The 22,432-nt window shown below is 60.5% G+C and carries 22 protein-coding genes; 6 read left to right on the plus strand and 16 right to left on the minus strand.

The features are described from left to right. Window positions 1–171: 171 nt before the first annotated feature. Window positions 172–867 (plus strand): fumarylacetoacetate hydrolase family protein, encoded by a 696-nt coding sequence (locus tag FHT97_RS13475; RefSeq protein WP_183862793.1) that lies wholly within the window; start codon window positions 172–174, stop codon window positions 865–867. 12 nt (window positions 868–879) lie between these two features. Beyond that, the gene (locus FHT97_RS13480) at window positions 880–1,407 is read left to right on the plus strand and encodes a gamma carbonic anhydrase family protein (RefSeq protein WP_183862795.1); all 528 of its coding nucleotides are present in this window, start codon (window positions 880–882) and stop codon (window positions 1,405–1,407) included. Window positions 1,408–1,410: 3 nt separating this feature from the next. On the opposite strand, the gene FHT97_RS13485 is transcribed toward FHT97_RS13480, so the two are convergent. The 5 genes from FHT97_RS13485 to FHT97_RS13505 all read right to left on the minus strand — a co-directional run bounded on the left by FHT97_RS13485 (window position 1,411) and on the right by FHT97_RS13505 (window position 4,473). Further along, window positions 1,411–1,764 (minus strand): hypothetical protein, encoded by a 354-nt coding sequence (locus tag FHT97_RS13485; RefSeq protein ID WP_183862797.1) that lies wholly within the window; start codon window positions 1,762–1,764, stop codon window positions 1,411–1,413. An 11-nt stretch (window positions 1,765–1,775) separates the two neighbouring features. Beyond that, window positions 1,776–2,216: a hypothetical protein gene (locus FHT97_RS13490; RefSeq protein ID WP_183862799.1), complete on the minus strand. Its 441-nt coding sequence runs from the start codon at window positions 2,214–2,216 to the stop codon at window positions 1,776–1,778. A 115-nt stretch (window positions 2,217–2,331) separates the two neighbouring features. Beyond that, a complete protein-coding gene (locus tag FHT97_RS13495) occupies window positions 2,332–2,730 on the minus strand; it encodes a Fur family transcriptional regulator (RefSeq protein WP_016554263.1) in 399 nt (132 codons plus the stop codon). Then, a complete protein-coding gene (gene znuB, locus FHT97_RS13500; RefSeq protein WP_183756334.1) occupies window positions 2,730–3,542 on the minus strand; it encodes a zinc ABC transporter permease subunit ZnuB in 813 nt (270 codons plus the stop codon). The genes FHT97_RS13495 and znuB overlap by 1 nt, the downstream gene beginning before the upstream one ends. Continuing rightward, entirely contained in the window at window positions 3,535–4,473 is a 939-nt protein-coding gene (locus tag FHT97_RS13505) for a metal ABC transporter ATP-binding protein (protein ID WP_183862801.1), read from the minus strand. The genes znuB and FHT97_RS13505 overlap by 8 nt, the downstream gene beginning before the upstream one ends. Before the next feature lie 101 nt (window positions 4,474–4,574). Between FHT97_RS13505 and znuA the strand changes: the two genes are divergently transcribed. Next, window positions 4,575–5,549, plus strand: a complete 975-nt coding sequence (znuA, locus tag FHT97_RS13510; protein WP_183862802.1) for a zinc ABC transporter substrate-binding protein ZnuA — start codon at window positions 4,575–4,577, stop codon at window positions 5,547–5,549. 119 nt (window positions 5,550–5,668) lie between these two features. Here znuA and FHT97_RS13515 read toward each other — a convergent pair whose 3' ends face one another. The 10 genes from FHT97_RS13515 to FHT97_RS13560 form a co-directional block, all read right to left on the minus strand. After that, on the minus strand, window positions 5,669–5,980 hold the full coding sequence (locus FHT97_RS13515) for an RcnB family protein (protein WP_183756331.1): 312 nt from the start codon (window positions 5,978–5,980) through the stop codon (window positions 5,669–5,671). A gap of 166 nt (window positions 5,981–6,146) precedes the next feature. Continuing rightward, window positions 6,147–7,760 (minus strand): glycoside hydrolase family 43 protein, encoded by a 1,614-nt coding sequence (locus FHT97_RS13520; RefSeq protein WP_183862804.1) that lies wholly within the window; start codon window positions 7,758–7,760, stop codon window positions 6,147–6,149. 96 nt (window positions 7,761–7,856) lie between these two features. Beyond that, window positions 7,857–8,888, minus strand: coding sequence for an L-glyceraldehyde 3-phosphate reductase (gene mgrA, locus FHT97_RS13525; protein ID WP_183862806.1), 1,032 nt, complete (start codon window positions 8,886–8,888; stop codon window positions 7,857–7,859). A gap of 68 nt (window positions 8,889–8,956) precedes the next feature. Next, on the minus strand, window positions 8,957–10,090 hold the full coding sequence (locus tag FHT97_RS13530) for a Gfo/Idh/MocA family oxidoreductase (protein ID WP_183862808.1): 1,134 nt from the start codon (window positions 10,088–10,090) through the stop codon (window positions 8,957–8,959). An 8-nt stretch (window positions 10,091–10,098) separates the two neighbouring features. Next, window positions 10,099–10,860, minus strand: a complete 762-nt coding sequence (locus FHT97_RS13535; RefSeq protein ID WP_183862810.1) for a sugar phosphate isomerase/epimerase — start codon at window positions 10,858–10,860, stop codon at window positions 10,099–10,101. 42 nt (window positions 10,861–10,902) lie between these two features. Then, window positions 10,903–13,368, minus strand: a complete 2,466-nt coding sequence (locus tag FHT97_RS13540; protein WP_183862812.1) for a glycoside hydrolase family 2 protein — start codon at window positions 13,366–13,368, stop codon at window positions 10,903–10,905. 122 nt (window positions 13,369–13,490) lie between these two features. Next, entirely contained in the window at window positions 13,491–14,576 is a 1,086-nt protein-coding gene (locus tag FHT97_RS13545; protein WP_183862814.1) for an ABC transporter ATP-binding protein, read from the minus strand. Between the two features lie 3 nt (window positions 14,577–14,579). Next, window positions 14,580–15,506, minus strand: a complete 927-nt coding sequence (locus tag FHT97_RS13550; RefSeq protein ID WP_183756324.1) for a carbohydrate ABC transporter permease — start codon at window positions 15,504–15,506, stop codon at window positions 14,580–14,582. Further along, complete coding sequence (locus tag FHT97_RS13555; RefSeq protein ID WP_183756323.1) at window positions 15,499–16,401, minus strand: sugar ABC transporter permease; 903 nt, start codon at window positions 16,399–16,401, stop codon at window positions 15,499–15,501. The genes FHT97_RS13550 and FHT97_RS13555 overlap by 8 nt, the downstream gene beginning before the upstream one ends. A 209-nt stretch (window positions 16,402–16,610) precedes the next feature. Continuing rightward, window positions 16,611–17,846 (minus strand): ABC transporter substrate-binding protein, encoded by a 1,236-nt coding sequence (locus tag FHT97_RS13560; protein ID WP_183862816.1) that lies wholly within the window; start codon window positions 17,844–17,846, stop codon window positions 16,611–16,613. Window positions 17,847–18,303: 457 nt separating this feature from the next. Between FHT97_RS13560 and FHT97_RS13565 the strand changes: the two genes are divergently transcribed. Together FHT97_RS13565 and FHT97_RS13570 are read left to right on the plus strand one after the other, a co-directional pair. After that, on the plus strand, window positions 18,304–19,344 hold the full coding sequence (locus FHT97_RS13565) for a LacI family transcriptional regulator (protein ID WP_183862818.1): 1,041 nt from the start codon (window positions 18,304–18,306) through the stop codon (window positions 19,342–19,344). A gap of 68 nt (window positions 19,345–19,412) precedes the next feature. Then, on the plus strand, window positions 19,413–19,970 hold the full coding sequence (locus FHT97_RS13570; protein WP_183862820.1) for a cysteine hydrolase family protein: 558 nt from the start codon (window positions 19,413–19,415) through the stop codon (window positions 19,968–19,970). A gap of 45 nt (window positions 19,971–20,015) precedes the next feature. Here FHT97_RS13570 and gndA read toward each other — a convergent pair whose 3' ends face one another. After that, a complete protein-coding gene (gene gndA / locus FHT97_RS13575) occupies window positions 20,016–21,446 on the minus strand; it encodes an NADP-dependent phosphogluconate dehydrogenase (protein ID WP_183862822.1) in 1,431 nt (476 codons plus the stop codon). 146 nt (window positions 21,447–21,592) lie between these two features. Between gndA and FHT97_RS13580 the strand changes: the two genes are divergently transcribed. Then, a complete protein-coding gene (locus FHT97_RS13580) occupies window positions 21,593–22,381 on the plus strand; it encodes a DUF6597 domain-containing transcriptional factor (RefSeq protein WP_183862825.1) in 789 nt (262 codons plus the stop codon). Window positions 22,382–22,432 lie beyond the last annotated feature (51 nt).

Here is a 22,432-nt window from a genome sequence, read left to right on the forward strand (position 1 = left end):
TTGGATGTAGTCATGCCGCGCTCATAGCGCAAAGACGGGTGAAATGCCAGTTTGCGGCGCGCAAGGCAGCAATGCGGCGATGCACGGCAGCCACTAATCGGCGAACCGCACTTTCCCCCCCGCTTCCTTTCCGTCTAAGATGCCGGGACTCACAAATAGCACGAGCCTGCAATGTCCCTTCCCGCAACTGTCATCCCCCTTCACCAACCCGTCCTGCTTCCCGTCGAAGGCACCGCTGACGCATTTCCCGTGCGTCGCGTCTACTGTGTCGGGCGCAACTATGCCGACCACGCGATCGAGATGGGCCATGACCCGAGCCGCGAGCCGCCCTTCTTCTTCCAGAAGAACGCCGAAAACCTGGTGGCTGAGGGCAAGAATTTCCCTTACCCGCCGCTTTCAAGCGATGTGCATTTCGAAGTCGAGTGCGTTCTGGCGCTGAAGGCCGGCGGCCAGGATATTCCCGCTGAGAAGGCGCTTGATTGCATCTACGGCTATGCCGTCGGTATCGACTTCACGCGTCGCGACCTGCAGGCGGAGGCGAAGAAGCTCGGTCGTCCCTGGGAGGTCGCCAAAGCCTTCGAATATTCCGCACCCGTATCGCCGATCGTCCCGGCGGCCAAGCTCGGGCATCCCTTGGCGGGTCGTATCTGGCTGGAACTGAACGGCAAGCGCGTCCAGGATGGCGACCTCAACCAGATGATCTGGAAGGTGCCAGAGATCATCGCCGAACTATCGAAACTCTTCATCCTGGCGCCGGGCGACGTCATCATGACCGGCACGCCAGCCGGTGTCGGCGCCGTGACGAGGGGCGACCACGTCAAGTGCGGCATCGACGGTATCGCCACACTGTCGGTGAAGGTGGCCTGAGAGGAGACGTCCATGCCTGTCTACGCGCTCGGCGGACTGACGCCGGATCTACCGGCACCCGGCACCTACTGGATCGCGCCTGATGCCCATGTCATCGGCCAGGTTTCGCTTGGTGTCGATGTCGGCATCTGGTTTGGGGCAGTGCTGCGCGGCGACAATGAGCCGATTCTGGTCGGGGCGGCGACGAATATCCAGGAAGGTGCGATGCTGCATACCGATCCAGGCTTTCCCGTAACGATCGGTGAAGGCTGCACCATCGGTCATCACGCCATCGTCCACGGCTGCACGATCGGCAACAATTCGCTGATCGGCATGGGCGCCACGGTCCTGAACGGCGCGAAGATAGGCAGCAACTGCCTGGTCGGCGCCAATGCGCTGATCACCGAGGGCAAGGAGTTTCCCGACAACTCCCTGATCGTCGGCTCGCCCGCGCGCGTGGTCCGCACGCTCGACGAGGCGGCGATCGAAAAGCTCCGCCGTTCCGCCGAGAAATATGTCGGCAACTGGCAGCGCTTTGCGCGGGATCTTCGTCCCCTCTGACCGTCAGAACAGCAGGCCTACCCCGGTCACGTTCTTGACAGCCGTTTTCACGAGGTCGAAGACGGCATTCAGGATCTTCTGCGCGGCGGCGTAAAGGAGGAATTCGAACTCGGCCAGCGCGCTGTTGAGATTGAGTTCGAGCAGATGCAGCGTCAGGTCCGCGGCCTTCACGGTGATCGTCTTGGCCGCCAGTTGCGCCATGACCTTGGCGGTCTTTTGCGCGATGAAGCCCAGCTGATATGTCATCTCGTCGCGAATGGCGGTCCATTGGCCTTTTGCCGTCGCCGCAGCGACGGACAGCAGTCCTTCAAGCAGCTCCCCGGCAGATTTTGGTGCGAAAGTCGCGTCAACAGGCATGGATGTTTCTCCTACTTCAATGAGCCTTCCATCGTCCTGGCAATGCCGCAGGTGTTCCGAACGATGGAGATGTTGTCTGCTTCGTTGGGCTGCTGACCATTCTCTTCGAAGGCGGCTCGCGATAGTTCGATTGACTGCCGGCAGCGTTCGATGTTGTCTGCCAATAGTTGGGCGGCACGCGCCGAAGGTTTTCCCTGGAGATATGCCGGGCGTTGCCCGGCGATCTCGCCCGCGTCCTTCACCATCGCGAGAGCCTCGATGTAATATGGCTCCACGTCACGATAACGCGTGCGTTGCGGCGCCTTCGTCCCCAGCGCGGTTTCGATCTTGGTCAGACTGGAGTGTGCACCCTCAAGCTTCGTATAGACGGCCTCGTTGTAAGCAGGCGCAAAGATTGCGCATCCGTCGAGCGGAATCGTCACGGCCAGCAAGAGTAGATAATGTTTCGGCATATGCGCGGTCCCCAGTCCCTGCCGCACATCATAATTCAACCTGAAATACAATCAATAATTACATATAGAAAAATACACAATCAATGCGAGATATTGGTTGCAAGCTGGCGTTAGCCTAAGCGGCACACGCCTCACACAGACCGCGGATCTCGATTGTCGTCTTCTCCGCCTTGAATTTCTTCCCGCGCGTCCAGTCCATGAGGCGGTGATCGACCTCGTGGTCGTGGAATTCCATCACGTGGCCGCAGCTCTCGCAGATGGCGAAGGCGACGATGCCGTGACTATGGCAGTTCTGGTCCGGGTGCGCGCAGGCCACGAAGGCGTTGATGCTTTCGAGCCGGTGCACGACGCCATACTCAAGCAGCTTCTCAAGCGCACGGTAGACCTGCAGCGGCGCGCGAAAACCGTGATCGCGCAGCTTGTCGAGGATCGTATAGGCACTGAGCGGTCCGTCCGCCTTTTCGAGAACCTCAAAAACGAGAGCCTGGTTCTTGGTCAAAGCAGGTGCATTCATCAACGTTGTCCTTCCGGGACCTGCCCGCGTCCACGCTTCGGCAGCAGGCTCAGAATGAAGAGGATCAGGGCTGCGACAACGATCGACGGGCCGGAGGGCGTGTCGTAGGTCAGCGAGCCGAACAACCCGCCGACCACGGCGACAGCGCCGATCAGCGAGGCGAAGATGGCCATCACCTCGGGCGTCGAGGCAAAACGGCGCGCTGCGGCCGCCGGAATGATCAGCAGCGAGGTGATCAGCATGATTCCAACGATCTTCATGGCGATGGCAATGACGACGGCCATCAGCAGCATGAAGAAGAGCCGCGCCCGCTCAGGCTGCAGCCCTTCGGCCTCTGCAAGCTCTGGATTGACGGTGGAGGCCAGAAGCGGCCGCCAGAGCCAGGCGATCGCCGCCAGCACGAGAATGCCGCCGCCCCAGATCATGACGATATCCGTCTTCGAGACCGCGAGGATGTCGCCGAACAGGAAGGCAATGAGATCGATGCGCACCCAGCTCATGAAGGCGACCATGACGAGGCCGATCGCCAGCGTCGCATGCGAGAGAATGCCGAGCAGCGCATCAGCCGACAGCGCCTGGCGTTTCTGCAGGAACAGCAGGAGGATCGAAACCGTCGCCGCTACCAGGAACACCGCAAGTGTCAGGTTGAACTGCAGCAACAGCGACAGCGCGACACCAAGCAGTGCGGAATGGGCGATCGTATCGCCGAAATAGGCCATGCGCCGCCAGATGATGAAGCAGCCGAGCGGGCCGGTTGTCAGCGCCAGGCCAACGCCGGCGAGGATGGCGCGGACGAAGAAATCGTCAAACATGGCGCTCTCCTGCGGGCTGCTTGTGATCGTGGCCGTCATCGTGATTATGACCGACGCTGGCACGGCTGTGGTCGTGGCTATGGCCGGCGTGGTCGTGATGGGCGTGGTCGTGCCCGTCATCGCCATGATGGTGGCCATCGTCGGGGTGGCAGTGATCGGTGACGGAACCGTCGGAATGCAGCACCCGGCCATCCGGCAGATGCGTGTGGTCGTGGTGATGGCTATAGACCGCGAGCGCCTGCGCCGCACGGCTGCCGAACAGGCGGACATATTCCGCGCTCTGAGTCACCGCCTGCGGCGTACCGCGGCAGCAGACATGGCCGTTGAGGCAGATCACGGTGTCCGTCGCCGCCATGACCACATGCAGGTCGTGCGAGATCAGCAGGATACCGCAGCCGGTCGTGTTGCGGATCGACTGGATCAGGTCGTAAATCGCGATCTCTCCGGAAAAATCGACACCCTGCACAGGTTCGTCGAGCACCAACAGATCGGGCTTGCGGGCGATGGCGCGCGCCATCAAAGCCCGCTGAAATTCGCCGCCGGACAAATGCTGCACTTCGGCACCGAGCATGTGCGACAGTCCAACCGCGTCGAGAGCAGCCGCCATATCGGCGTCGGAGAGAGGCCCGGTCAGCGTCATCAGCCGGCGCACGGTAAGCGGCAACGTCCAGTCGATCGCCAGCTTCTGCGGCACATAACCGACCTTGAGGCCGCCAGCACGCTCCACCCTGCCCTCGTCGGGCTTCAACACGCCAATCGCCGTCTTCACCGTCGTCGACTTGCCAGAGCCGTTAGGGCCGATCAGCGTGACGATCTCGCCGCGCGAGACGGAGAAATCCACACCGCGGACGAGCCAGCGGTCGTTTCTGCGAACGCCAACATTGGAAAGCGAGACCAATGGCTTCGCTTCGGAATTTGCAGGAGAGAACATCATTTTTCCGAATGTGCTGTTGCGACTTGCTATCGCACACGTTATAGCATAACGCAATTGATGTAATAACATAACAATTGCAATTCAAGCGGAGTACGCCGATGAAATTCGCGATGGCCCTTACCCTCGCAATCCCTGCCATCTTCTTTGCCGAGGCGGGCAGAACGGCGGATGCGCCTGTCGTGGTCACCTCGATCAAGCCGGTACACTCGCTGGTATCGGCGATCATGCAGGGCGTCGGCACACCGGAACTGATCGTTGATGGCGCGGCCTCGCCGCATACCTACAACATGAAGCCGTCGAACGCGCGGGCGCTGCAGAACGCCAAAGTAGTGTTCTGGGTCGGCCCCGGGCTCGAAGCATTTCTGGAGAAGCCTCTGGAAGCGATCGGGTCAGACGCCGGCGTCGCCGAGCTCGACAAGGCGCCGGGCCTCACAAAGCTCAAGTTCCGCGAAGGCGGCGCCTTCGAGCCGCACGATGACGGCGAAGATCATCATGATGGCGATGGACACGACCATGCTCATGCAGACGCCGATCATGGCCACGATCATGGGGTATTCGACACCCATCTCTGGCTTGATCCGCAGAATGCCAAGGCAATGGCTGCCGAGATCACCACCACCCTCGTCGCAGCCGACCCCGCCAATGCCCTCACCTACCAGGCCAACGCCAAGACGCTGGACGACCGGCTCGACGCGCTGGACAAGGAAATTTCAAGCATCGTATCACCAGTCAAGGACAAGCCATTCATCGTTTTCCACGACGCCTACCAGTATTTCGAAAACCGCTATCACGTGCGGGTCGCTGGCTCGATCACCGTCAGCCCTGAAACGATCCCCGGCGCCGAACGCATTGCCGAGATCCACAAGAAGGTCGGTGAACTCGGCGCCACCTGCGTCTTCGCCGAACCGCAGTTCCAGCCACGATTGGTCGATGTGGTGATCGAGGGAACGAAAGCGAAAGCCGGCGTCCTCGATCCCGAGGCCGCCACGCTCGACGCCGGGCCGGACCTCTATTTCAACCTCATGCACGGCATCGCCAACAGCATGAAGGAGTGCCTTTCGCGAGAAAGCTGAGATGGCAAGGGCGGTTGCAGGACCCGCCCTGCACCAGTCTGCCCACGAGTACAGCGTCCTACTCCGATTGAATCAGAAGGGCGGCATTTAAGCCGCCCTTCACATGGTGACGTCAGCGCTTAGCGAATGACGATATTCGCGACCACGCCGTTGACCGAGCCGATGAGCAGGAAGTCATTATCGACCTGTACCCAACGATAGCCGCGCGGCGGAGCCGACAGGCGGTAGCGATGATAGTCGCGTACGTCGCGCATATGGCGGCGCTCCGCCTGCGTCATGCGATGGCCGCGCGACCACTTGTACTTCGTGACGTGAACATCGCGCTCCACAACAACCGGCCGACGATGATCCTGGGCGCTTGCTTCGGTCGTTGCCAGCAGCGGAGCGGCAATCACAGTCGCGGCGAGAAGGAGGGTGGTGATCTTTTTCATTGGGAGGTTCCTCGTGTTGAACACGCCCCGAACCTAGGCCCAAAAAGATGAACCGAAACTGAAACTTAGATTAAACTTCTGTAATCATAACACATACTTAAAAGCATATGCTAAATTACAAGATGCGATATCGCCCGGGTTTTCCGGGCGATATCGGACCGCTCGATCAAAGTTCGTCGTAGTTGAACCAGTCGAAATCTGCCGTCTTTGCGCGCCCCGACGTATCGAAGGCGAAGACCCCGGCGAAGGCGCCGGTAAACGAGCCGTGCTCGCCTCGCCCGCCTTCGTCGGAGACGACACCGGCATCGAGGACCGGACCGATCGGCTGCCACGCCCCCTTACCCTCCGTCTGCCAGAAGAACTGCAGGTCGTTGTCCCGGATCTCCATGGAAAGCTGCACGCGTCCCTCCGCCGGAATGGCGACGGCGCTGCCTGCCGGGAAGCTCAGGCGGCTGTTCGGGTAGTCGCCATCACAGGAGAAGATCGTGACGCAGCGCCCCAGCTTCTCGTGCAGGGTCACGCCGATCGCATGGAACTTGTGCCTGTTGTAGTAGTGGGTCAGGCCGGCGACCTGCTGGTAGGTGTCGGGGTCGAACTCAACCACCGTCTCCGCCCGGAAGCTGTGATGCTCCTGCCGCCGCGCGACCAGGGCCTGCTCGAACCAGGAGCCGATGCTCTCGCGCGCAATCAGTCTCAAGTGCCCTGCCCGGTCGGTGAGGTTGAATATGCGCTCCGGCTTCGGGGTGCGAAGCCACTGGAAGTCGGCGGGCAGGCTGCCGCCATCGAAACTGTATTCGCTGCGCATGGGCTTCTCGGCAGGCACGGCACCAGCCAGTCCAGGCACTGTGACATCGGGAACAGTGGTGCCGTTTTCGAGATAGAGCCAACCGTCATCCTTCCAAACGCATTTCTGCAGGCTGGTTTCGCGCCCGAGCGTGCAGCGGCGTTTCGGCGGCATCGGCCGGCCGCAGAGATGCGTGTGATAGACCTGCCCGTCAGGCGTTTCGACATACTGGCCGTGCCCTGCCCGCTGCAGAACGGCTTCCGGATGATCCTTCGAGGTGATGAGGTGCTTGTTCGGATGCATCTCATAGGGACCGTCGATGGTGCGTGAGCGCGCCATCGTCACGGCATGATCGTAGCCGGTACCGCCCTCGGCAGTTGTCAGGTAGTAGTAGCCGTTGCGCTTGAAGAGATGCGGTCCTTCGACCAGGCCGAGCGGGCTGCCGGCGAAGATGTTCTTGATCGGCCCCTTCAACGATTTCGTGGCCGCGTCCCACTCCTGCATGAGGATGCCATCGAAGGCCGGCGACTTCGGTGCGCCGCCGAAGCTCTCGGTACGGTGGTTCCACTGCATGTTCAGGAACCACTTGCGACCGTCATCGTCATGGAACAGCGACGGGTCGAAACCGGAGGAATTCACGTAGACCGGCTCGGACCAGTCGCCCTCGATCGTTGGCGACGTCACGATGTAGTTATGCGCGTCCTTGAAGTTGCCGTCGAAGCGCTTGACGTCGGTATAAACCAGCCAGAACAGCCCATCGGCATAGGAAAGACAGGGAGCCCAGACGCCGCAGCTATCAGGATTACCGCGCATGTCGAGCTGCGACTGACGCTCGAGCGGACGGCGCACCATCGTCCAGTTCACGAGATCGCGCGAATGATGGATCTGGACGCCGGGATACCATTCGAATGTAGAGGTGGCGATGTAGTAGTCATCCCCGACACGGCAGATCGATGGGTCGGGGTTGAAGCCCGGCAGAATAGGGTTGCGGATCATGGTGAAGTCTCCTCCCTGAAATACGCGCGCAGCTTGCGGCACGTACATCAAAATTCAATAGAAAAACGCCCGGAAGGTTGTTCCGGGCGCTTCGGTTTACTCGCGTTCTGCTGACTTTGCCCAGAGATTGATGTCGGCCTCGCGGGCGTAGCCATCGATCTCCGTAAGCTCGTCCGCGGTGAAGTCGAGATTGTCGAGCGCCTTCACGCAGTCGACGATCTGCGACGAGCGGCTGGCGCCGATCAGCGCTGAGGTCACGCGGCCGCCGCGCAGCACCCAGGCGATCGCCATCTGCGCCAGCGTCTGGCCGCGGCGTTCCGCGATCTCGTTGAGCTTGCGGATGTTATCGATGATCTGAGGACGGATGAAGTCCTTCTTGAGGAAGTGGTTCTGCGCCGCACGGCTATCGCCAGGAATGCCGCCGAGATACTTCGTGGTCAGCATGCCCTGCGCCAGCGGCGAGAACACGATCGAGCCCATGCCGACCTCATCGAGCGTATCGAGCAGCTTGTCGTCCTCGACCCAGCGGTTGAGCATGGAATAGCTCGGCTGGTGGATCAGGCAGGGCGTGCCGAGGTCCTTCAAGATAGCTGCTGCCTCGCGGGTGCGCTGTGAATTGTAGGACGAGATGCCGACATACAGCGCACGGCCGGAGCGAACGATATGATCGAGCGCACCGCAGGTTTCCTCGAGCGGCGTATCCGGATCGAAGCGGTGCGAATAGAAGATATCGACATAGTCGAGACCCATGCGCTTCAGGCTCTGGTCGCAGGAAGCGATCAGATACTTGCGGCTGCCCCACTCGCCATAGGGACCCGGCCACATGTCGTAGCCGGCCTTGGACGAGATGATCAGTTCGTCGCGCAGGCCGGCAAATTCCGTGCGCAGGATTTCGCCGAAGGCGGTTTCGGCGCTGCCGGGAGGCGGGCCGTAGTTGTTGGCGAGGTCGAAATGCGTGATGCCGAGATCGAAGGCCGTGCGGCACATGTCGATCTTGCGGTCATGCGGCGTGTCGCCGCCGAAATTATGCCAGAGGCCGAGCGAAACGGCCGGCAGCTTCAGGCCAGAACGGCCCGTGCGATTGTACTTCATCTTTGAATAGCGGTCGGAAGCCGGTTGCCAGCTCATAGTATTCATCCCTCGTATAGAAACGGCGCGGGCTCGTCGCCCGCGCCGGACCATAGACCTTTAGGCACTTACTTCAAGAGCGCCTGCGCCTCTTCGATGCCGAGTGCGGCCGGCTGCGTGCAGGTCGTCGTCAGCTCGATGAAGCGGCCCTCTTCGCCCGATTTCAGGATGGACGTCATGACGTCGACGCCGTGCAGCGTGCGATCGAGCGAGCAACGCGCATCGCGGCCCTCGATGATCCCCATCGCCATGTCGGCAAGACCTGCGGTGCGATAGTTGGCGCGCGGTCCCTGCTGGCTCTCCTGGTTGTTGATGCCGAAGGGGTGCTCCCAACCGTCGAGCGGCTTGATGTCCTTGTCCTTGCCGCTGGCCTCTACGACGCCGCCGAAGAAGTTCGGATCCGGCACGTAGATGGAGCCCTCGGTGCCGTAGAGTTCCATGTTGGCGTGGCGGTGAGACCAGACATCCCAGCTTGCCGTCAGCGTGACGGTCGCACCGCTGACGAATTCCAGGATCGCCTGGATCGTCGTCGGCGTCTTCACCGGGATCACCTCGCCGTTGCGCGGCTCGCTGGTGATCGTACGGGTCGGAGAAGCCATGGAGGTCATGGCGCCGACGCGCTTCACCGGTCCGATCAGGTTGATCAGGTTGGCGATGTAGTAAGGACCGAGATCGAGGATCGGCCCCCCGCCGGGCAGGAAGAAGAAGTCCGGGTTCGGATGCCACATCTCCATGCCCGGGCTCATGACATAGCACGCACCCGAGGTAACGCGGCCGATGCCGCCGTCGTCGATGAACTTGCGGGCCAGCTGGTGTGCGCCGCCGAGGAAGGTATCCGGCGCGCAACCGACGGAGAGGTTCTTCTCCTTGGCGATACGGCGCAGTTCCTCACCCTGCTCGAGGGTGAGAACCAGCGGCTTTTCCGAGTAGACGTGCTTGCCGGCTTCAAGGATCGACTTCGAAACCGGGAAATGCGCATCCGGGATGGTCAGGTTGACGACGACGTCAACCTCGTCATTGGCGAGAAGCTCGTCGATCGTCTGCGCCTTGACGCCGTATTCCTCGGCGCGGGCCTCGGCCGCCTGCATATTGAGGTCGGCGCAGGCGACGATCTTGAGGCCCTTGAAGAGCGGAGCGAGCGAGAAGTAGGTGGTGGAGATGTTGCCGCATCCGATGATGCCGACGCCAAGTTCCTTGGTCATGATTTGCCTCAGTAGGTCTTGAAGGATGCGATCGAGCGGGTGATCAGGCGATCGACATCTGCCGGATTGTCATGCTCGACGACGTAGTGCTTGGTCTTGGTGCCCTTGAGAGCTGCAATAAGCTTTGCCCAAGGCAGCGTGCCGTGGCCGACGTCTGCCCAGCCATCCTCGTTCTTGTTCTCTCCTGCGGGCGCGATGTCCTTGACGTGTGCTGACGTGATGCGCGAGCCGAGCTTCTCGATCCATGCAAACGGATCCGCGCCGCCGCGAACGACCCAGGCGATGTCCGCTTCCCAGGAAATGTCAGGCGCGCCTTCAAAGATGCGCTCGATCGGCAGCGAACCGTCAGCGAGCTTCACGAATTCGAAGTCGTGGTTATGCCAGCCGAACTCATAGCCCGCATCCTTGTAGGGCTTGCTCATTTCCTGCAGGCGCTTGCCGAATGCCAGCCAGCCGGCACCATCGGTCGGGCGCTGTTCGGCTGCCAGATGCGGCGCATAGATCGAGTCCATGCCAAGGATCTTGGCGATGTTCAGCGACTTCTTGACTTCACCGTCGAGGAAATCGGGGCTGAAATGGCCGCTTGCCATCGTCAAGCCGTTCTTGTCGAGTTCTGCGCGCAGGCTGTTCAGGCCGGCATCGTCGAGATCGGCGTAGATGCCACCGAAGCCTTCGACTTCCTGATAGCCGGCCTTGCCGAGCTTTTCAAAGATCGCCGAATAGGGCTGGAAGTTGCGGGCGCTGTAAAGCTGGAAACTCAGTTTCGTCATCATTCCTCCTCGGGCCTCGTGCCCATTACATTTCAGTCAGGATCAATCCACGGACTGACAGGATTGCAGGTCGTAGAAACGGAAATCCGGTAGTGCGCCGCCCTCGAGCGGCGTTGCCGGGGTGAAGGTGATGCGGCGCGTCTCGCCCGCCGCCAGATCGAAGGCATTGTCGGAATACTTGCCGTCGGTGTCGGTCTCGATCATCACGAAGAGAGCAAGTCCCTTCGCGGTGACGTTGAGGCAGACGGAGCCGTCTTCCTCGACATATTCGTGCGTGACCATCAGGCCCGCCGGCTCGAGCTCCAGCGCCTTGTAGGTGCCGTGAACGTAGTGCCCCTCGCCGCCCATGCCATTCGATGCCGTGAAGCGCCAGGCAAGCAGCGTGCCTGCGGGGATCTCCGAGACGTCGATGCTGGTGGCCGTCACGGCTGCGTCAGGGGTGCAGACCGCCTGCACATCCTTCAGGTGCTTGCGTTCGCCCTTCATGTCGATAACGGAGATCGACAGGTCGACGCTGACTTCTGCGAGCGTGTCGTTGACCAGCGAGAAACGGATCTGCTTGCCGTCTTCCGATGGGATGGCGGCAACCGCCACCGGCTGGAAGAAGCGCTTGACGAGATAGTGCATTGCCTTCCAGCGCCCGCCGTAATCGAGGCTCGACCACGAGGCCACCGGCCAGGTGTCGTTGAGCTGCCAGTAGATCGTGCCCATGCAATGCGGCTTCAGCGACCGCCAGTATTCCACCGCCGTCTTGATCGCTAGACCCTGCTGGATCTGGCTGAGATAGACGAAGTTCGGGAAATCCTTCGGGAAGCGGAAGTAGCGGAACATGGTGCCAGCAATGCGCTCGTTGCCGCCCGCATTCTTCTGGTGCAGTTCCATGACGGGCGACGCGACGTTCATGTCCTTGGCATTGGCATAGGTCTTGATGACGGGCAGCGAGGTATAGGACTGGAAGCCGAATTCCGAGCAGAAGCGCGGCCGCACCGAGCGATAATTGTCGAACGACTTGTTCTCGTGCCAGACCGACCAGTAATGCATGTCGCCGGAGCCGTCGGCATGCCAGGCATCGCCGAAATCGAGATAGCCGGATGCCGGGCTCGACGGCCACCAGATCGCATCCGGGGCTGCCTTCTTCATCGCTTGCTCGATCACGCGGTTCAGGCGATCGTAGGAGACTAGATAGCGGTCGCGGTCCTTGCGCGATTCCTCGAACCAGGTCAGCGCCCCCACGAGTTCGTTGTCACCGCACCAGAGCGCGATCGACGGATGCGAGTTCAGGCGGCGGACCTGATAATCGACCTCGAGCGAAACGTTGTCGAGGAAGTCTTCGGTCGAGGGATAGAGATTGCAGGCGAACATGAAGTCCTGCCAGACCATGAGGCCGAGCCGGTCGCAGAGATCGTAGAAATGATCGTGCTCGTAGAAGCCGCCACCCCAGACACGGATCATATTCATGTTGGCCGATTTGGCCGACTGCAAGAGATCCTCGGTCTTTTCGGGCGACGAGAGCGAAAACAGCGCATCGGCCGGGATCCAGTTGGCGCCGCGGCAGAAGATTTCGCGGCCATTCACCTTCAGCGCAAAACGGGCGCCAGCAGCATCCGGCGTCGTGATCAGTTCGACGGTGCGAAGACCGATCTGCTTGGTGACGGCATCCGATGGCAAATCAACCGTCAGCGCATAAAGCGCCTGCTCGCCGCTGTCCGACGGCCACCAGAGCCGCGGCTTCTCGATTTCGAAGACATGATTGACGACCGTTTCGCCGGCTCCGACACCAACGTCGAGACGAACACGCTCGCCATCGAGCGAGAAATGCACAGGCACGATGCCCGGATTCTTGGCAAACAGGGTCGCGGTAACCTGGAGGTTTACGGAGCCGTTGAGGTTATGAACCTGCCGCGTCGTGACGTGCTCGATGCGAGCCGTTTCTAGCTTGCGCAGTGCGATCGTCCCGTAGAGGCCGAGTGGAGCGATGGCAATGTTCCAGTCCCAGCCGAAATGGCACTGCGGCTTGCGCAGCATGTTGCCGTTGGGGATCGGCGAGTTGCCCGTCGAATAGGGAATATAGAAAGGCTGCCTGGCCTGCCGGTCGGCGCCCGCCGCGATGCTTGAATGCAGGACAATGCGAATAACGTTGTCGCCGGCCTTCAGCTGGCCGCCGACATCAGGTCGATAGCGCCGGAAGCTGTTATCCGCGAGCAAGACCGGCGAGCCGTTGATGAAGACAGCGGCCACCGTATCGAGGTAGTCGATGTCGAGATACCAGTCGCCATCCGGCTCCGACAGCGTGAAACTGCGCTCAAGAACCCAGTCGCGATGCGCCACCCACTGGATGACTTCCTCGTTACGGCCAAAATAGGGATCCGGAATAAGCTCGGCGGCATGCAGCGCAGTGTGCACATCACCCGGCAGTGTAATCGCCGTCGTAACTTCGCCATCGGTTGAGCTGAGAGTCCACGATCCGGAAAGGTCGAGGTTGAACCCGTTTGTCGGCAAGGATGTCATAGCATTATCCTGATCGAGCCGCGCTTGGGAATGCCCGCACACGCGAGCCGCAGCCGAACTTGGTGGCCAGATGGCCGATTGGACGAACGGGCGGAACCAGAGCTCCGCCCGCATTGCGGTTTCTAAAGGCGCAGCTCGGTCTCGGCATCGAAGATTGACGCCAAGGACATATCGAAACCGAGCTTGACGGCCGTGCCGGGATTGAAGCGGCGCGCGCCATTGATACGCACCGACATCGTGTGGCCGGCGTGCTTCAGCCAGAGCAGGTTGTCGGCGCCCATCGGCTCTTCGATGTCGACGGTCGCATCGTGAACCTCGGCACCGAGGTTCTCGTTGACCTTCACATGTTCTGGACGAACGCCGAGGATGACCTTGCGACCAGCCTGCAGCGTCTCCGGCGTATCGTACTCGGCGACAGAGAAATTAACGCCATTGGCGGTGAAGAACGTCTGATCTCCCTGCCTGGTGATCTCTCCGCGCAGGAAGTTCATCGACGGCGAACCGATGAAGCCGGCAACGAAGAGATTGCGTGGCTTGTTGTAGATCGTCGTCGGATCGGCGAGCTGCTGGATGATGCCGTTCTTCATGATCGCGATGCGGTCGGCGAGCGTCAGTGCCTCGATCTGGTCGTGGGTGACGTAGATCATCGTGTTCTTCAGCGACTGGTGCAGGCGCTTGATCTCGACGCGCAACTCCGAACGCAGCTTGGCGTCGAGGTTCGACAGCGGTTCGTCGAAGAGGAACACGTCCACATCGCGCACCAGTGCACGGCCGATCGCCACGCGCTGGCGCTGGCCGCCAGAAAGCTCGGCCGGCTTGCGCTTCAAGAGCGGCTGGATCTGTAGGATCTCGGAGGCGCGTGCCACGCGCTTGTCGATCTCCTGCTGCGACACCTTGGCCACCTGCAGGCCGAAGGAGAGGTTCTTCTCGACCGTCATCTGCGGGTAGAGCGCATAGGACTGGAACACCATGCCGATGCCTCGGTCCTTGGGTTCTTCCCAAGTGACGTTCTTGCCCTTGATGAAGATCTGGCCGTCGGAGGCGTCGAGCAGGCCGGCGATGCAGTTGAGCAAGGTCGACTTGCCACAACCGGACGAGCCGAGCAGCACGAGGAATTCGCCGTCGTTGATTTCGAGATTAAGGTCCTTGAGAACGCTGACCGCGCCGAAATTCAAAGACAGATCGCGGATGGAAACACTTGAATTCATGGATCAGCCTTTCACTGCGCCGGCGGCGATGCCACGGACGAACAGACGTCCCGATACGAAGTAAACAACGAGCGGCACCAGACCCGTGAGGATCGTTGCGGCCATGTTGACGTTGTATTCCTTCACGCCCTGGACGGAATTGACGATGTTGTTGAGCTGCACGGTCATCGGGTAGTACTCCGGCCGCGTGAAGACCACGCCGAACAGGAAGTCGTTCCAGATGCCCGTGACCTGCAGGATCATGGCGACGACGAAGATCGGCAGCGACATGGGCAGCATGATCTTGAAGAAGATCTGCCAGAACCCCGCCCCGTCGATGCGCGCCGCCTTGAAGAGTTCCTGCGGCAGTGATGCGAAGTAGTTGCGGAACAGCAGCGTCAGGATCGGCATGCCGAAAATGCTGTGCACGATGATGAGGCCGGTCAGCGTCCCGTAGATCCCCATTTCGCGCAACACGATAACGATCGGATAAATCATCACCTGATAGGGAATGAACGCACCGACGACGAGGATCGCGAAGAACAGTTCGGATCCCTTGAAGCGCCAGTTGGCGAGCGCATAGCCGTTCACAGAGGCAATTGCGATAGAGACAACCACTGACGGAACGGTGATGCGCACCGAATTCCAGAAGCCGCGCGAGAGACCGTCACAGTTGAGACCCGTGCAGGCCGTCGCCCAGGCCTTCACCCACGGCTCGAAGGTGATTTCGACGGGCGGCGAGAAGATGTTCCCGAGCCGGATTTCAGGCATCCCCTTCAGTGACGTGACAATCATCACGTAAAGCGGAAGCAGGTAATATGCGGCGGCAACGAAGAGCGTGCCGTAGAGCATGATGTTGCGCGGAGAAATGACCCGCTTCGGCTTCGGACCGCTGGGGCCGGACACGGACTTGCCGGACGCGGCAGTGTTGAGAGCAATAGCATCAGGCACGTTTACGCCCTCCGAATTCCAGATAGGCCCAGGGGATGATGATGATCGCAACGGTGATCAGCATCATGGTCGAGGCGGCGAAGCCCTGCCCCAGATTCTGCGCCTGGAACATGTAGTCGTAGACGTATTTGGCGGGAACTTCCGACGCGATACCGGGACCGCCCGATGTCTGCGCCACCACGAGGTCGTAGACCTTGACGATGCCGCTCGCGATGATCACGAGCGTCGTGATGAACACCGGCCGCATCATCGGAATGACAATGAAGAGATAGGTCTTCCACATCGGGATGCCGTCGACGCGCGCAGCCTTCCAGATGTCTTCGTCGATGCCGCGCAGACCGGCCAGCATCAGGCACATGACAAGTCCGGTGCCCTGCCAGAGAGCAGCAATCAGGATGCCGTAGATGACGATGCTTGGCGTATAGAGCGGATCGAAGGTGAAGCTCGACCAGCCGAGCGCACGGACAACGGACTGGATGCCGAACTCCGGATTGAGCACCCACTGCCAGACGAGGCCCGTCACGATGAACGAGAGAGCAAAGGGGTACAGAAAGATCGTGCGGAACGTGTTCTCGAACCGGATCTTCTGATCCATCAGGGCCGCGAGCACGAAGCCGATCACAAGGCTGAAGATAAGGGAGAGAACGCCGTAGACGGCAAGGTTCTCGATGGAAACGATCCAGCGTGGAGCGGCCCAAAGGCGCTTGTACTGATCGAAACCGACGAAGCTCAACCGCGGAAGGAGCTTCGAATTGGTGAATGAATAGAACACCGTCCACGCCGTGCCGCCGAGAAAAATGACCAGCGCGGTCAGGATCATGGGGATGGATGCAATCTTCGAATTCAGATTGCGCAGTAGTTGATTTGGCCGGCCTGCTTTCGCTTGACCCGTCATTGTAATTCCTCCTGAATCGCAATTCCTCTGTGATCCAGAGCGGCGAACGTCTGCCGGTCGCCTCCTCTTCTCACTCCCATATCGAGACCGACCGTGTATCAGCACGAGTCAGTCCCGAGCGCTGCTACCACCCGGATCACGATGGGAGTTCCGGGCAAATCCGGCCCCGTCGAGCGGAGCCGGATCGCAACAGCATCGGAATGCTACGATCAGTCAGCAGAACCGATGATTTCAGCGAAGCGCTTCTGAGCGGCTTCCGGCGTCATCGACGGATTTGCGAAGAACTCGGAGAAGAGGTCTTCCTTCTGCTTCTGGCTGTCTGCAGAGAGGAGCTGGTCCGTGCCCTGGATGACATTGCCCTTGGCGAGGATGTCCAGACCCTTCTTCATGCAGTCGTTGGCAGCAGCGAGATCAACGTCGCCGCGAACCGGCAGCGAGCCCTTCTTCAGGTTGAAGGCAACCTGAGTCTTGGGGTCGAGCAGCGTCTTGGCGAGAACGTCCTGCGCCTTCGACTTGTCAGCGTCCTTGAGCTTCGGGAAGTAGAACGCGTCGCCGCCAGTGGAGATGATCTCGTTCACGCCGAGGCCCGGAAGGCAGGTGTAGTCGCTACCGGCCTTCTGACCAGCCAACTGGAACTCACCCTGCGCCCAGTCGCCCATGATCTGCCCGCCGGCCTTGCCGGTAATGACAAGATTGGTTGCCTGGTTCCAGTCCTGAACGTTGCTGCCCTTCGACATCTTGCGAGCGTCGTCGGCAGCCTTGAAGACCTTCGCAATCTCCGGACCGGCAGCCGCTTCGGCATCCTTGTCCTTGAACACCTTCAGGAAGGTGTCCTTGCCGGCGATCGCCACCATCAGCACGTCGAACGCGCCAGCGGCCTGCCACGGCTGACCACCAACGGCGAGCGGCACGATGCCGGCCTTTTCAAGCGCCGGAGCCGAGGCGACGAATTCGTCCCAGTTCTTCGGCACTTCGACGCCAGCCTTCTTGAAGGCTGCATTCGAGAGCCACAGCCACTGCCAGGAGTGGATATTGACCGGGGCGCAATAGATCTTGCCGTCGATCGTGCAGGAATCGAGCAGGCTCGACGGACGGATGATGTCCTTCCAATGCTCGGCGGTTGCGACGTCGGTCAGGTCCCGCATCAGGCCAGCCTGGACCAGTTCTTCCGCCTGGCGACCATGGTTGAACTGCGTGGCACCCATCGGGTCGCCGCCGGTGATGCGGCTGATCATGATCGGACGTGCGGTACCACCGGAACCGGCGATTGCGCCGTCGACCCACTTGTTGCCGGTCGCATCGAATGCCTTGGCGAGTTCAGCCACGGCAGCAGCTTCGCCGCCGGACGTCCACCAATGCGTGACTTCAAGATCGGTCGCGTTCGCCGCACCGAGCGGCAGCACGACGGAAGCGGCGAGCGCAGCCGCCATCAAACGAAAATTCATGAGTTCTCCTCCCTCACTGAAACGTTGCCGGAAAAACTTAGTTCAATCGATATTTGGGTGCAACAGCCATACGCGAAATTTTTCCCGTTGCCGGCCATTTGCTACCATTGCCTGTCAAACTGCCTCGTATTTCGACAGTGTGCTACAGGGACAGGTGGCGAATCTCGCGCTTGCACAATTCGCGTATTTATATGATTTTTATATATATTTATGAATCGTCTTAAGATCCTTGCGCTCACCCGCGCTCGCACCTGCAAAAAATCCGGGCAAAAATCCTAGTTTCAACCAATGAGAGTACACGTCGCGCGTTTCTGAAAAAAGACACTCGACATTTGAACTGTATCGTTACAGATTTTGCTTCTTCAGAGGGGAGGAGCAGCTTTTGCGCTCATTGTGCTTACAGCGCTTCGAAAAGACACTATAAGCGGACCAAAATCGCGCAGGACGGCCTAGAGGGATGGAAAATAAAGCAAATTTTGCAGGGGCGGCGTCCGAGGCAACTCGAGAACGACCGACACTCAAGACGATTGCCTTCATGACGGGCCTTGGCGTCACGACCGTGTCGCGGGCGCTCAAGGATGCTCCTGATATCGGCGCGGAGACCAAGGAGCGCGTTCGTATGGTCGCCCGCCAACTCGGCTACCAGCCGAACAGGGCGGGCGTGCGCCTGCGAACCGGCAAGACCAATGTCATTGCGCTGGTCCTCAGCATCGATGAAGAAATCATGGGCTTCAGCAGCCAGATGGTGTTCGGCATCTCGGAAGTGCTGACCGGCACGCCGTATCACATCGTCGTTACGCCGCACTCCCACAGCAAGGATCCGATGCTGCCGGTGCGCTACATCCTGGAAACGGGGTCCGCCGACGGGGTCATCATCTCGCGCATCGAGCCCGACGATCCGCGCGTCCGCCTGCTCGCCGAGCACAACATGCCGTTTGCGACGCATGGGCGCACCGATGCCGGCCTCACCCATCCCTTTCACGACTTCGACAACGAGGCGTTTGCTCATCAGGCGGTTGAAAAGCTCGTCGGCAGGGGCCGCAAGCGCATTGCGCTCCTTCAACCGCCGAGCAAGCTGACCTACTACACACATACCCGCATCGGCTTTCAGACCGGACTGCACGACTACGGGGCCGAGGAAGTACCGCTGCGCGTCACGATCGATAACCCGCTGGAGGAAATCCGCAACGCCGTCGAGGCGATGATGCGCGCGCCCAATGCGCCGGACGGAATCGTCTGCTCGGCCGGAAGCGCTGCCATCGCCGTCAACGCCGGCATTGAAGCCGCCGGCAAGCGGCTTGGCGTGGACGTGGATATGGTCTCAAAGGAATCGGCGCCGATCCTCAACTGGATCCGCCCGGAGATCATCACCGCCTATGAGGATGTTCGCCATGCCGGTCGGGAGATGGCGAAGGCTGTCATCGCGCGCATTGACGGGATTGAGCCAGAACTGCTGCAAAGTATCAGCCAGCCGGTCTGGTCGCGAGAGGGCAAATAGCTCATCGTCAAGGCAACGCTATCTGCTGGCGCTAGAATACGAGCAATCACGGTGGAGATTCACTGGACATGACCACGGCACTGCTGATCATTGACGTTCAAAACGCCATTCTTGCGGGAAAGAGCAGTCCCGACCGTCAACCCATCATCGATGCAGCGCTGAACGAAACCGTTTCACGCCTGCAGTCGTTGCGTGCCGAAGCCCACCGAGTCGGCGCACCCGTTGTCCTCGTGCAGCACGACGGCGATCCCGGCCATCGGCTGGCTGTCGGCACTGACGGCTGGGCGATCCGACCAGAACTTTCGCCAGTCAATGGCGACATGGTTGTTCACAAGAAGAGCTCGGACTCGTTTTTCGAAACGGATCTCGCCGACAGGTTGGCAGAGCGAAACGTCACGCATCTCATCGTCGGCGGCTGCATGACCCAGTTCTGCGTGGACACGACGGTCAGGCGTGCGGTGTCGCTGGGCTACAATGTCACGCTTGTTGCCGATGGGCACACGACAGCCGACTCGGACACGCTGAACTTCGCCGACATCGTCGCGCACCATAACGAAACCCTAGACGATTTCGATGCTGGCAGCGCCCGTATCCTGGTTCGTCCGATCGAGGACATCCGCTTCTGATGCGATTGCCAGCCGGGCGATCCCGGCTGGCAACTCTCAGCAAACTTAGAATGTGGCCGCACCACTGCCCCATGGGCCGTGGTGGAAGTCCTTGCCGTCGAGGCGGTCGAAGCCATGGGCGCCGAAGAAGTCGCGCTGTGCCTGGATCAGGTTGGCGGTGCCGCGGCCCTGGCGATAGGCATCGAAGTAGGTCAAAGCCGAGGTCAGCGCCGGAACCGGCAGCCCAGCCTGCAGAGCAGCACCGACCACACGCCGCAGGGCCGGCAGCGATTCCTTCACCATCTCGGAGAAGGCCGGCGTCACGATCAGGTTGGCCGCATCCGGAGCCTTGGTGAAGGCCGAGGTGATCTCGTCGAGGAACTGCGAGCGGATGATGCAGCCGGCACGCCAGATCTTGGCGATGACAGGCATCGGCAGCGACCAGTTGAACTCGCGCGAGGCTTCCGCCATCACCGCAAAGCCCTGCGCGTAGGCACCGATCTTGGCGGCGAAAAGCGCCAATTCGAGATCCTTGTCGAGGTCCGGACCGTAGGCGATCGGGAACTTGTATTCCGGCTTGCCGAAGATCTTCTCGGCCGCCTCGCGCTCGGTCTTCATCGATGACAGGCTGCGAGCGGCGACAGCCGCTTCGATTGCGGTGGCCGGGATGCCCATATTCTGGGCTTCGATGGCCGACCATTTGCCGGTACCCTTCTGACCCGCCTTGTCGAGGATCATGTCGACCATCGGGCCGCCGGAGACCGGATCGCTGGCGGCCAGCACCTTCTCGGAGATCTCGATCAGGTAGGAGTTCAGGCGACCCTTGTTCCATTCGCCGAAGATACCACTGATGTCCTTGGCGCTCTTGCCAAGCCCGTCGCGCAGGATGCCGTAGATTTCAGCGATCATCTGCATATCGGCATATTCGATGCCGTTGTGGATCGTCTTGACGAAGTGGCCGGCACCGTCATTGCCGAGCCAGGCGACGCACGGATCATCATTGTACTTGGCGGCAATCGAGGTCAGCACCTTCTCGACGCGCTTCCAGGAGTCTTCGGTGCCGCCGACCATGATTGAAGGACCATGACGCGCACCTTCCTCGCCACCCGAGACGCCCATGCCAATGAAGGTCAGGTCGGTGTTCTTCAGGCGATCGAAACGGGCGATCGTGTCGCGGAAATTGGCGTTGCCGGCATCGATCATGATGTCGCCCTTGGTAAGGTGCGGCCGCAGCGCCTCCATCTGCTGGTCGACGGCCTCGCCGGCCTTGATCATGATGATGATCGGGCGTGGCGGGCGGATCGCCTCGACGAACTCTTCGATCGTCTTGCAGGGAATGATCTGCTTCTTCAGATCGCCGGCGCTTTCGTAGAACTCATCCGTTTTCTCAGGAGTACGGTTGAAAACAGCAATCTTGTTGCCTTTTTCCGCAATGTTGAGCGCCAGGTTGGAACCCATGACGGCAAGGCCGATCAGCCCGATTTCTGCCTTTTCCACGATACACCTCCGATGAGTCAATTTGGACCGGTGTTGTGGCACTCTCTGGCTCAAACGGCAAGTTCGATTCGCCTTCGAATTGGCCTCGTATTGCCGGCATTCCAAACTAAGCCATATTCCCTCGTAGCATCACAGGAATGGGAACGATGAGCCGCACAGCAGCACAGGAGGCCGCCGTTTTGGCGTCACGCGCCGGTTGGTATAGGGAGTATGCGCCGACGCCCGTGCTTGCAGCTCATTTTCACTGCCTGTGGTCACACGATATCCACGACGGCCCCGAGCACAGGATTGCCATTGTGCCGGACGGCTACTGCGACATCGTCTGGATGGGTGGCAGACTTGTGGTCGCGGGGCCTGACCGGAGTAGTGCCTTCCCATCGATTGCCGGCGGAGAAAGGATCGTGGGGGCTCGGTTCGCCCCGGGCGCAGCCGCCGACTGGCTCCGGGTGCCACTCTGCGAGATTGTCGGCCAATCCATTCCTCTGGAGAATTTTTGGGGCGCAGCGGCGCTACGATTGAATGAACGGCTGGGAGGCTGTGCGGAACCGTACGAACGCCTGCTGCAGTTGAAGACCGCACTTGAGCAGGCGGCCACCAGACATACGGCACCAGCCAGTGACATGGCATCGGTATTTACGCGAGCGAGCGACCTGTCACAATCAGGGAGCCTCGCCGATGCGATGCTCGACGAACTCTCGATCGGCGCCCGCCAGCTTCGCCGGCGCTGCCATACCCATTTCGGCTATGGGCCGAAAATGCTCGCTCGAATTCGCCGCTTTCAGGGAATGCTCGGTCTATGTCGAAGTCCGAAGGCCCTCCCACTCGCGGAACTGGCCGCAGCGGCTGGCTATGCGGATCAGGCTCACATGACCCGCGATGCGCGCGAAATTTCGACACTGACGCCAATGCAGCTCCAGCAGCAATTGGCCGGTTGAACGTCCGTTTTCTTCAATACGAAAACGGACATTCTGCTATTTCCATTTAGA

Source organism: Rhizobium sp. BK399 (assembly GCF_014194695.1).
Lineage (GTDB): Bacteria > Pseudomonadota > Alphaproteobacteria > Rhizobiales > Rhizobiaceae > Rhizobium.